At 62.2% G+C, this 11,050-nt stretch carries 14 protein-coding genes; 12 read left to right on the top strand and 2 right to left on the bottom strand.

Annotated features, from left to right (window positions below):
- Positions 1-66: 66 nt before the first annotated feature.
- From DMX10_RS30785 to DMX10_RS30745, 9 genes are all read left to right on the top strand, one after another.
- Complete coding sequence (locus tag DMX10_RS30785) at positions 67-1,254, top strand: phage tail sheath protein (RefSeq protein WP_111264660.1); 1,188 nt, start codon at positions 67-69, stop codon at positions 1,252-1,254.
- 17 nt (positions 1,255-1,271) lie between these two features.
- The gene (locus DMX10_RS30780) at positions 1,272-1,787 is read left to right on the top strand and encodes a phage major tail tube protein (protein ID WP_111264659.1); all 516 of its coding nucleotides are present in this window, start codon (positions 1,272-1,274) and stop codon (positions 1,785-1,787) included.
- A gap of 18 nt (positions 1,788-1,805) precedes the next feature.
- Positions 1,806-2,108 carry a phage tail assembly protein gene (locus DMX10_RS30775; protein ID WP_111264658.1) on the top strand — a complete coding sequence of 101 codons (303 nt, stop codon included), beginning with the start codon at positions 1,806-1,808 and terminating at the stop codon, positions 2,106-2,108.
- An 8-nt stretch (positions 2,109-2,116) separates the two neighbouring features.
- On the top strand, positions 2,117-2,236 hold the full coding sequence (locus DMX10_RS30770) for a GpE family phage tail protein (protein WP_111264657.1): 120 nt from the start codon (positions 2,117-2,119) through the stop codon (positions 2,234-2,236).
- Positions 2,226-4,799, top strand: coding sequence for a phage tail tape measure protein (locus DMX10_RS30765; RefSeq protein ID WP_111264656.1), 2,574 nt, complete (start codon positions 2,226-2,228; stop codon positions 4,797-4,799). Before DMX10_RS30770 ends, DMX10_RS30765 begins: the two co-directional genes overlap by 11 nt.
- Before the next feature lie 5 nt (positions 4,800-4,804).
- A complete protein-coding gene (locus DMX10_RS30760) occupies positions 4,805-5,248 on the top strand; it encodes a phage tail protein (RefSeq protein ID WP_111264655.1) in 444 nt (147 codons plus the stop codon).
- Positions 5,245-6,501, top strand: coding sequence for a phage late control D family protein (locus DMX10_RS30755; RefSeq protein ID WP_111264654.1), 1,257 nt, complete (start codon positions 5,245-5,247; stop codon positions 6,499-6,501). The genes DMX10_RS30760 and DMX10_RS30755 overlap by 4 nt, the downstream gene beginning before the upstream one ends.
- Positions 6,502-6,587: 86 nt before the next feature.
- Positions 6,588-7,829, top strand: a complete 1,242-nt coding sequence (locus DMX10_RS30750; protein WP_111264653.1) for an ATP/GTP-binding protein — start codon at positions 6,588-6,590, stop codon at positions 7,827-7,829.
- 4 nt (positions 7,830-7,833) lie between these two features.
- A complete protein-coding gene (locus DMX10_RS30745) occupies positions 7,834-8,466 on the top strand; it encodes an RloB family protein (protein ID WP_111264652.1) in 633 nt (210 codons plus the stop codon).
- Between the two features lie 361 nt (positions 8,467-8,827).
- Here DMX10_RS30745 and DMX10_RS33375 read toward each other — a convergent pair whose 3' ends face one another.
- On the bottom strand, positions 8,828-8,962 hold the full coding sequence (locus DMX10_RS33375; RefSeq protein WP_256604886.1) for a hypothetical protein: 135 nt from the start codon (positions 8,960-8,962) through the stop codon (positions 8,828-8,830).
- Positions 8,963-9,099: 137 nt separating this feature from the next.
- Between DMX10_RS33375 and DMX10_RS30740 the strand changes: the two genes are divergently transcribed.
- On the top strand, positions 9,100-9,510 hold the full coding sequence (locus DMX10_RS30740; RefSeq protein ID WP_111264651.1) for a hypothetical protein: 411 nt from the start codon (positions 9,100-9,102) through the stop codon (positions 9,508-9,510).
- An 8-nt stretch (positions 9,511-9,518) separates the two neighbouring features.
- On the opposite strand, the gene DMX10_RS30735 is transcribed toward DMX10_RS30740, so the two are convergent.
- On the bottom strand, positions 9,519-9,734 hold the full coding sequence (locus DMX10_RS30735; protein ID WP_146603093.1) for a YgiT-type zinc finger protein: 216 nt from the start codon (positions 9,732-9,734) through the stop codon (positions 9,519-9,521).
- Positions 9,735-10,001: 267 nt separating this feature from the next.
- On the opposite strand from DMX10_RS30735, the gene DMX10_RS30730 reads away from it, so the two are divergent.
- A complete protein-coding gene (locus DMX10_RS30730) occupies positions 10,002-10,322 on the top strand; it encodes a type II toxin-antitoxin system RelE/ParE family toxin (protein WP_111264649.1) in 321 nt (106 codons plus the stop codon).
- 117 nt (positions 10,323-10,439) lie between these two features.
- Entirely contained in the window at positions 10,440-10,739 is a 300-nt protein-coding gene (locus DMX10_RS30725) for a helix-turn-helix domain-containing protein (RefSeq protein ID WP_111264648.1), read from the top strand.
- The last annotated feature ends 311 nt before the right edge of the window (positions 10,740-11,050 follow it).

Below are 11,050 nucleotides of genomic sequence, written 5' to 3'. Positions count from 1 at the left end.
GTCCTCGCCCCAGCGCCCCGCGCGCGGCAGCCTGTGCCCTGTCTCTTCACCACGCAGGCACAGCCCATGGCCGACTACCTCCACGGCGTGCGCGTCCTCGAAATCAACGAGGGCGTGCGCCCCATCCGCACCGTCTCCACCGCCGTCATCGGCCTGCTCGCCACGGCGGCCGACGCCGACCCCAAGGCCTTCCCGCTGGATACCCCGGTGCTGCTCACCCACCTGCAGAGCGCCATCGGCAAGGCCGGCAGCCAGGGCACCCTGGCCACCAGCCTGCAGGCCATCGCCGACCAGGCCAACGCCCTGGTCATCGTCGTGCGGGTGGCCGAAGGCAGCGGCAGCACCGAGGCGGAAAAGGCCGCCGCCCTCGCCTCCAACCTCATCGGCACCACCACGGCCGATGGCCGCTACACCGGCATGAAGGCCCTGCTCGCCGCCAAGACCCGCTTCGGCGTGGTGCCGCGCATCCTCGGCGTGCCGGGGCTGGACAGCCTGCCGGTGGCCACCGCCCTGGTCGGCGTCGCCCAGCAGCTGCGCGGCTTCGCCTACCTCGGCGCCCACGGCTGCCAGACCCGGGACGAGGCCATCGCCTACCGGCAGAACTTCGGTGCCCGCGAGGCCATGGTCATCTGGCCCGACTTCCAGCGCTGGAGCACCCGCGAGAACGCCACCCTCACCGCCCCGGCCGTGGCCACAGCCCTGGGCCTGCGCGCCCGCCTGGACCAAGAGCAGGGCTGGCACAAGACCCTGAGCAACGTCCCGGTCAACGGCGTCACCGGCATCAGCGCCGACGTCTGGTGGGACCTGCAAAACCCCGCCAGCGACGCCAACCTGCTCAACGCCAGCGAAGTCACCACCCTCATCAACGAAAGCGGCTTCCGCTTCTGGGGCTCGCGCACCTGCAGCGAAGACCCGCTGTTCGCCTTCGAGCACTACACCCGCACCGCCCAGGTGCTGGCCGACACCATGGCCGAGGGGCAGTTCTGGGCAGTCGACCGGCCCCTGCACCCCAGCCTGGCGCGCGACATGGTCGAGGGCATCAACGCCAAGCTGCGCAACATGCGTTCCCAGGGCTACCTCATCGACGGCGCCTGCTGGTTCGACCCCGAGGCCAACGAAGCCGCCGGCCTCAAGGCCGGGCAACTGCTGCTCGACTACGACTACACCCCCGTGCCGCCCCTGGAAGACCTCACCCTGCGCCAGCGCATCACCGACCGCTACCTCATCGACTTCGCCGCGCGCATGCGCGGCTGAGCCCAGGAGAAACCGCCATGGGCATGCCCAGCAAGCTCAAGAACATGAACCTCTTCAACGAGGGCCACAGCTACCTCGGCCTGGTGAAGTCCGCCACCCTCCCCGACCTCGCCCGCAAGATGGAGGCCTACCGGGGCGGCGGCATGAACGGCCCGGTCAAGGCCGACCTCGGCCAGAGCGACGACGGCATCCAGTTCGAATGGACCGCCGGCGGCCTGGTGCTCCAGGCCGTGCGCCAGTACGGCAACACCAGCGCCAGCGGCGTGCTGCTGCGCTTCACCGGTGCCTACCAGCAGGACGACACCGCCGAGGTCACCGCCCTCGAGGTCGTGCTGCGCGGCCGCCACGAAAGCATCGCCATGGGCGAGGCCGCCCCCGGCGAAGACACCGAGCACAAGGTCATCACCACCTGCAGCTACTACAAGCTCAGCGCCAACGGCGAAGAGCTGGTGGAAATCGACCTCCTCAACTTCATCGAACGCATCGCCGGCACCGACATGCTCGAAGCCCAGCGCCGCGCCCTCGGCATCTGACCCCGCAAGGAGCCCACCATGGCCAAGCCCGACGACAACCGCATCCCGCTCGACGTCCCCATCAAGCGCGGCGAACAGCGCATCACCGCACTCGAACTGCGCAGGCCCAGCGCCGGCGAGCTGCGTGGCATCCACCTGGCCGAGCTGATCCAGCTCGACGTCGCCAGCCTCATCCGCCTCATCCCGCGCATCAGCATGCCCAGCCTCACCGAACCCGAAGTGCAAGCCATGGACCCGGCCGACCTGCTCGCCGTGGGCACGAAGGCCGTCGGTTTTTTGCTGCAGAAGGACATGCAGAAACAGGCATCCCTCATCGCGTAGAGGACGCCATGGCCGACCTGGCGACCGTCTTCCACTGGGCCCCCACCGACATGGACCGGCTCAGCCTCTGCGAGCTGATGGAATGGCGCGAGCGTGCCCGCATCAGGAGCCAGGCCGATGGCCGCTGACCGCCTGCAGCTGCAGGTCATCCTCAGCGCCCTGGACCGGGCCAGCGCACCGCTGCGCCACATCCAGGGCAACGCCGTGGGGGCCGGCCAGGCACTGAAGCAGGCCCGCGAGCAGCTCAAGGTCCTCGACGCCCAGCAGAAGGACATCAACGCCTGGCGCACCCAGCGCGCCGCCGCGCAAGACACCGAGCGCGCCCTCGAGGCCGCCCGCCAGCGCGTGCGCGACCTGGGCCAGGCCATGGCCGCCAGCGGCGCACCCACCCGCCGCATGACCGGCGAGCTGCGCGCCGCCATCCGCCAGGCCACCGCCCTCAAGCACAAGCATGCCGACAACCAGGTCCAGCTCCAGGGCCTGCGCAACCGCCTCGCCGCCGCCGGCATCAGCACCCGCCAGCTGGGCCAGGCCGAGCGCGAACTGCGCGGCAAGGTCACCGCCACCACCCAGGCGATGGCCCAGCAGCAGGAGCGGCTCAAGCGCATCACCCACCAGCAGCGCCAGCTGGCCACCGCCAAGGGGCAATACGAACGCAGCCAGGCCCTGGCCGGCAGGATGGCCGGTGCAGGCGCGGGCGCCACCGCCGCCGGTGCCGCACTGGGTGCCCCGATACTGGCCGTCGCCAAGGGCTACATCGACTTCGAAGACGCCATGCTCGGCGTCGCCAAGCAGGTGGACGGCGCGCGGGACGACAACGGCCAGCTCACCGCCGTGTATTACGAGATGGGCGACGCCATCAAGGCGCTGTCCGAGCGCGTGCCCATGGCCACCACCGAACTCGCCGCCCTGGTGGAGGGTGCCGCGCGCATGGGCATCCAGGGCCAGGAGGACCTCATCGGCTTCGCCGACGTCGCCTCCCGAGCCGCCATCGCCTTCGAGCTGCCCGCCGAGCAGATCGGTGAAGACCTGGCGCGCATCGCCGGCCTCTACAAGCTGCCCATCAAGGACATCGACAAGCTCGGCGATGCCATCAACTACCTGGACGACAACGCCAAGTCCAAGGGCGCCGACATCATCGAGGTGATGCAACGCACCGCCGGCGTCGTGGCCAACGCCAACATGACCTACCAGGACGCGGCAGCCCTGGGCAGCACCTTCCTCAGCCTGGGCGCCGGTGCCGAAGTGGCCGCCACCGCCACCAAGGCGATGATCCGCGAGCTGTCCAACGCCACCATGCAGCCCGCCCGCTTCCAGGAAGGCCTGAAAACCCTCGGCCTGGAAGCCAAGGAAATCCAGGACGGCATGGCCACGGACGCCACCGGCACCATCCAGAAGGTGCTGGAGGCCATCACCCGGCTGCCGAACACCGAGCACTCGGTGGCCACCACGCGCATCTTCCTCAAGGAGCACGGCGGCGAGGCTGCCAAGCTCGCCAACAACCTGGCCGAGTACCGCCGCCAGTTGGAGATGGCCAACTCCGAGGCGGCCAAGGGCTCCATGGCCCGGGAAGCGGAAATCCGCGCCCAGTCCCTGTCCGCGCAACTGCTCATGGCGCGCAACCGCGCCTTCAACCTCAGCGCCACCCTGGGCGAATCGTTGCGCCCGTCCATCCTGAGGCTGGTGGAGGGCTTCAACCGCGTCATCGGGCGCCTCACCGCCTGGGTCAAGGCCAACCCCGAGCTCACCTTCAGCGTGCTCAAGGTCGCCGGCGGCCTGGCGATCCTGGCCACGGTGTTCGGCACCCTCACCCTGGGCCTGGCCTCCCTGCTCGGCCCCTTCGCCCTGTTCCGCTATGGCCTGATGACCTTCGCCATCCTCGGCAAGCGGGTCGCCCGCCCGCTGCTCTTCCTCGGCCGCACCGCCCTGCCCCTGGTGGCCAAGGCCGTCCTGCTCATCGGCCGCGCACTGCTGCTCAACCCCATCGGCCTGGCCATCAGCGCCATCGCCCTGGCCGCCCTGCTCATCTACCAGTACTGGGACCCGATCAAGGCCTACGCCCAGGAGCTCTGGGCGGAGATCCGCGCCGGCTTCGAGGGCGGCATCGGCGGCATCGTCCGGCTGATTCTCGACTTCAGCCCCCTGGGCCTGTTCTACCGCGCTTTCGCCGGCGTCATGCGCTACTTCGGCACCGAGCTGCCCGGCACCTTCACCGGCTTCGGCAACATGCTCATGCAGGGTCTTATCGACGGCATCCGCTCCCGGTTCACCGCCCTCAAGAGCACCATCAGCGAGATGGGCGACAACACCATCGCCTGGTTCAAGGACAAGCTCGGCATCCACTCGCCCAGCCGCGTATTCGCCGCCCTCGGCGGCTTCACCATGGCAGGCCTCGCCCAGGGCCTGGCCGCCGGTGAAGGCAACGTGCTCGACCAGTTGGCCGACACCGCCAGCCGGCTCACCGTCGCCGGCGCCGGCGTACTCCAGCACGCCTTCACCTTCGACAGCCGCCCGCCCATCAGCGCCGGCGCCGCCCCCATCACCCTGGGCGGCGACACCTACACCATCACCATCAACGCGGCCCCGGGCATGGACCCGCAAGCCGTCGCCCGCGCCGTGCGCCAGGAGCTGGCCCGCCAGAAAACCCAGGCAGCCGCCCGCCTGCGCTCGCGCCTCACCGACAGGGAGTAACCGCCATGATGATGGCCCTGGGCATGTTCGTGTTCAGCCTCGAAACCCTCGCCTACCAGGAACTGCAACGCCAGACAGACTGGCGCCACCCCAGCAGCCCGCGCGTCGGCGCCCAACCCGCCCGCCAGTACGCCGGCCGGGGCGAAGACGCCATCACCCTGCCCGGGGTTCTGCTGCCCGAGCTGGCCGGCACGCCGCTGAGCCTCGACACCCTGCGCCTCATGGCCGACACCGGCCGTGCCTGGCCCTTGGTGGAAGGCACCGGCCGCATCCTCGGGCTCTGGGTCATCGAGCAGCTGCAGGAAACCCGCACCCTGTTCTTCCAGGATGGCGCCGCCCGGCGCATCGAGTTCAGCCTGCAGCTGGCCCGGGTCGACGACGGTCGCGTCGACCTGCTCGGCGCTGCCACCGGCGCCGGCGTCAGCCTCCTGCGGCGGATCCTCTCGTGATCGACCAGGCCCTGCGCGGCGTGCTCGGCGTGCTGCGCGACGCCGGCCGTCGCGCCCTGGGCGAAAACCACTACCCCAGCGCCCTCTACCGCCTCAGCGTCGACGGCGTCGACATCGCCCAACGCATCGCCCCGCGCCTCATCAGCCTGCAGCTCACCGACAACCGCGGCCTCGAGGCCGACCAGCTGGACATCGCCCTCAGCGACCACGACGGCCTGCTGGCCATCCCGCCGCGCGGCGCCGTGCTGCGCCTGTGGCTGGGCTGGTCCGACAGCGGCCTGGTGGACAAAGGCAGCTACACCGTCGACGAAACCGAACACAGCGGCGCCCCCGACGTGCTCACCCTGCGCGCCCGCAGCGCCGACCTGCGCAAGCAACTGCGCATCAAGCGCGAGGGCAGCTACAGCGACACCACCCTGGGCGAGGTCATCACCCGCATCGCCCAGCGCAACGCCCTGGTGCCGGTGATCAGCGAAGCCCTCGCCAGCCAGCCCGTGCTGCACCTCGACCAGGCCAACGAATCCGATGCCAACGTGCTCACCCGCCTGGGCGAGGACTTCGACGCGGTGGCCACCGTCAAGGCCGGGCGCCTCTTGTTTCTCGGTGGCAACGGCGGCCACAGCGCCAGCGGCGCCACCCTGCCCCACATCACCCTCACCCGCGCCGACGGCGACCAGCACCGCTACCTGCAGGCCGACCGCGACGCCTACGACGGCGTGCGCGCCTACTACTACGACATCAACAGCGCCAGGAAGCAGGAAGCCATCGCCGGCGGCGGCGACAACCTCAAGGACCTGCGCCACAGCTACGGCGACCAGGCCAGCGCCCTGCGCGCCGCCCGCAGCGAATGGAACCGCCTGCAACGCGGCACCGCCACCCTCAGCTACGACCTGGCCCGCGGCCGGCCGGACCTCATCCCCGAGCTCACCTACAGCCTGCACGGCATCAAGGCCGAGATCGACGCCATCGTCTGGCACGGCGGCAACGTCCAGCACAGCCTCACCGCCGACGCCGGCTACACCACCAGCCTCGAGCTGGAAAGCAAACTGCCCGAAGACCTGGTCGACGCCCTGTTCGAAGAAGACGATGGCCACTATACCGGCGTGCTCGCCTACTACCGGGACGAAAAGACGGGCACGGAAAAGACCCTCACCGCCGGCGACCAGGAGCGGCCGAAGCGGTTGAGGTATCTGTATGCGAACAGGGGGACGGCGAAGCGGGCGGTGGAGCGGGAGCTGAGCCGCACGAGATAGAAATATGAACTGCAGAAAAAATGCACTTCGTGATCTGTAAAGGCTATATTGAGAGAATTTTCTAGCTCAAGCGACGGTTTTTTTGCATGTTAATCGAGTTTTCGGTAGCCAATTTTAGGTCCTTTCGTGAGAGGCAGACCTTTTCTATGGTTGCGGCCTCCCGACTAGGTAACAAAGAAAATACGTTCCTTCCTTCTGTAGACGGCGAAAAGCTACCTCCTCTTCTCAAGGTTGCCGCCATATACGGCCCTAACGCATCGGGCAAGTCAAATCTTGTTCTTGCTCTAGATACACTCTTTAAAATAACGAATTATGCTTCGCATCCAGACACCTTATTTCCCGTATCACCATTCCGCTTTGACCCGGAGCTTCTAAACAAACCTTCGGAGTTTGAAATCCATTTCATCACAGGCCGAACACGCTACCAGTTCATAGTGCATCTCACTGCCAGCAGAATTGTATACGAGTGCTTAATTAGCTATCCAAAAGGCAAAGAAGTGCTCCTTTATGAAAGATCATTTAATGGCATCACAGATGACTACAAGCTTGGAGAGCTAGAAGGGTCGCCAGAAATACATAGCGCATGGAAATACATCACAAGCGGCCGACACCTCTTCATTGCCCAAGCATCAATCGCCAGTTCCGACGAGAACACACAGTTAAAAACTCCTTTTGGGTGGCTATCAAAAGGAATATTAATTTTCACGGAGCATACATTTGAAACATTCTCCACGGGCACTCGACATTTCATATCCACAGACGAAGAAACTTCCCAAGAGATTTCAAGTTTCCTTAACGACCTGGACATCCCCGTATCCAAGGTAAAAGTAGAATATGAAGAAAACATAAGCGACCCCTTTTCCTCATCTGAGGCATTCAGAGACATTGCAAATAAAAGCAAAACTACGCTCACTCACAAAAGTGCGCTTGGAGAAGCTGAATTCGATTACTCTGAAGAATCCACGGGCACTCGAAACTTATTTGGATTCTGGTTGCCCTGGGCAAACCTATCGGCGAATAGCTCAGCAGAAAAAAGGGTCCTCATCGTTGACGAATTAGATAGCAGCCTCCACCCTCAAATTGTTGAAAATCTAGTACGCCAGCATCTTCTTAACAAGACACCGGCTCAATTAATCTTCACAACACATAGCACTCACCTTATGAGCTCAAAACTTATGAGGCGAGACCAGTTCTGGGTAACAGAAAGAGATAAAAACGCCGCCACCAAAATATATTCGGTATACGACTTTAGTGGCCGCGAGGGAGAGGGCATAGAAAAGCGCTATTTTGAAGGACGCTATCGAGGCCTGCCCTTTATAAGGAGATAAGTATATGGGGCGCACTTCAAAATCTTTCGAGAGAAAAAAGCCACTCTTCAAAGCGGAACCGAAGATCCTCGTACTATGCGAAGACTTGAAGTCTAGCAAATGTTATCTTGAGGATGCCGCTGAGCACTTCAGGGCACGTGCAGATATAGACATCGCTCACTGCGGCGTTACCCATCCGTCCGGAATAGTTGAGGAAGGAATAAAGAGATCAACTAAATACAATCATGTTTACTGCGTTATAGACAGAGACACACACAAATGCTTTGACAGAGCGCTAAAACTTGCCAGCAATTCCAAGAAATTAACCGTAATCCCCTCCTATCCATGTTTTGAATTCTGGTTAATCCTTCATTTCGGCCACTGTCGAAAGCCATTTAATCGAACAGATCGAAACTCCCCTGGCGACGAAGCAATAGCACACCTTCGAAAATTGCCAAACATGCGAGACTACAGCAAGGGAGAAAAATTTGGAGTATTCAAACTTCTCCTAGGAGAGCCTTTCGAAAATGCCAGAAAGCTCTCTCCGCAGATTCTTGCACAAGCCAAGCTGGACGGAGAGCTGAATCCGAGTACAAAATTCCATCTGTTAATCGATGCATTTGAGGCTCTTTCAGCGCCACAGTTGCTAGACACTTAGCGTCGGCGATACTTAAGTTGACTTCCTTACTGAATTGTCTACATACCTCTAGGGGTCGAGCGCAACTTTACTACCTACACCGTCCCATACGGCACAGCTACCAACAGAAAGGTATGGCGCTTTGCCCTAGCGAGGTTCCAGCGAGTCTTTTTATAATCGGGTACCCTGTGCACTGGCATCAATAGTTGTTAGTTACTGGCTGGCCCTAGGCAGTGACGTTGCGCCTGTTCTGCTCGACCTGCTGTGCCAGTCCTTGGTCCAGTATCAGCTTGTACCCGACGTTACCAACCGTGCCCCCGCTCGCTTCAGCATCGCAGCCCGGACTTCACGCCAATTAAAAAGGCGCCTCACGGCGCCTTTCTCAATACTCCAACCGGGCCTTGCCCTTCTCCGCCACCAGGTGGTCGAGCTTCACCGCCCCCTCCGCGGCGATCTGCTCCACCTGCTGGATCAGGCTCGGATTGCGGTCCAGCAGCGTGAGCAGCACCCACAACATCCTTGGCGGCTCCCCCTCCGCTCGCTCGTAGCGAGAAACGGCGTTGCGCGCTGCTACCTGCACCGCAGTTCGCTACAGAGCACTATGTCAAACTGCTGAGCCCCAGCCGATACACAGCACTAGAGGCAAGGACCGCCATGATCCCAACCCGTAGCAAGGAGCGGCTACCGCAGGGGTTTACCTATCCCCTGGGGGCCCAGGTAATAAACGAGCTGATCGGCGATGTGCCCCAGATCGGCAAGATCGAACTGTGTTTCAACTGGAAGGATGACTTCCGCGCATCGCGCTGGCGCAAGCGCATCCAGGAACGGGGGACAGTCCGGCTCGCCGCTATCAACTACCTGTCCATCTGGGACGAATGGCGAATCTACTTCTATTCCGTACCGTCCGACTGCAGCGTAGCGGCCCGGGACTTTCTGCTTGCCGGAGCCCTCGCGCAGGTGGGCGATACCCTGCGAGGCCTGGCCACCGTGCCCCGACACTTTCACCATGAGATAACCTGGCAGCTGCCCCCGGTTGCCACTAGGCAGCACGTCCCGGCACCGTAGCCCGGGCTTCAGCCTGGGGAAGAGCCCTCGATCATCTCGTCACCTGCTTTGGCATATCGCAGGGCGCTGGCCGCATCGAACTCCACCTCGTCACACTCGCTGCACGCCCAGCCGGCCAGGCCGGGCACCGTGCGCTTCAGGTCCTGGTAGCTCACCTCGAGGGTGCGCCCCTCGAAGCGCTCCATGCCCTGCGGCGCACCGCAGCACAGGCATTCACGTTTCACTCTCTGTTACCTCCCATCCGAAGGCCGCTGATGTACCTCGGCAGCCCCCTTGACCGAAATCCGGCCTCCCTTGACGATATATCAATTTCGATATAATCTCAAAACCGTCGATGGCAATCATCGACCTGAACCCCCCAAATGAAACCAAATAGCAAGCGGCGTTATATCTAGAACTCATACTTTGCTTAGCCGCGAATGAAGCCAATGAATGGAAGGGGAATTTTATGAAAGACCTTAAAAATCAAAGACATATGATCGGGGGTCATCATGCCCAAGCTGGTCCAATTCTGCGGCAGCAGCCGCAATGATCTGAAGAGCTTTCCCAAAGACGCTATCCAGGAAGCGGGCTACCAACTCCAGCGTGTGCAGGAGGGGTTAGAGCCTGATGACTGGAAGCCAATGAAGACGGTCGGCCCCGGCGTGATCGAAATCAGAATCAAGGAGGCATCAGGGGCTTTTCGCGTGTTCTATGTCGCGAACCGAGAGGACTTCATCTACGTCCTCCACGCGTTTCGCAAAACGACTGAGAAGACGGAAAAGCGAGACATTGACCTGGCCAAGGCCAGGTTGAAAGAACTACCGCCCTAAGCGAGGGGTCTCACGACCATACGGCCAACCCTCCCCTTCACAAGGGGGAGGGTAAAGTCGTCGCTAGAGCCACAGTCTTGAATGTCGCGCTCTGATAACCAAATGAGGCAGAACGATATGGCAATCGAAAGCTACGCAAACGTCTGGGATGCGTTGCTGGACTCGCCAGAAGAAGCGAAAAACATGCAACTCAGGTCCCAACTGATGATGGCCTGTGCAGAGAGAGTCAGGTCCTGGAATCTTTCTCAGAAGGAGGCCGCAGGCAAGCTGCACATCACCCAACCAAGGCTGAACGACCTGCTGAACGGCAAGATCAGCAAATTCTCCCTGGACGCCCTCGTGAATCTACTCGCCAGTGCAGAAATGGAGATCAGCGTCAGCATCAAGCCCATCGAGCATGAAGCTATCTGTGCGTGAAAAATCCTGAATGAAAAAGCCCCGCCTGTGCGGGGCTTTTTGTTGGGCAGCAAAAATTAAGAATCTGATCACTACTGCGGAAAATTTCTGCATGCAAAATAGAAAGCCTCTTGAGCAAAACTCACTTACTCAATACTGCTAGCTAAATCCACAAACTCTGGATAAGAGCTCATTACATCAAACCCCGGCGGTTGCAGGAGCTGAGTGCAACACGGTTATTGAATTGAAGCCGGAGCATCATGCCGCATCGCCATGGCATTTTGCATGACCTCTCCCATCACCTCGATGGGGCATTTGAAGTCGAAGCGCTT

Source organism: Pseudomonas sp. 57B-090624 (assembly GCF_003234055.1).
Taxonomy (GTDB): Bacteria; Pseudomonadota; Gammaproteobacteria; order Pseudomonadales; family Pseudomonadaceae; genus Metapseudomonas; species Metapseudomonas tohonis.
This window is presented reverse-complemented; position numbering and strand designations above follow the sequence as displayed.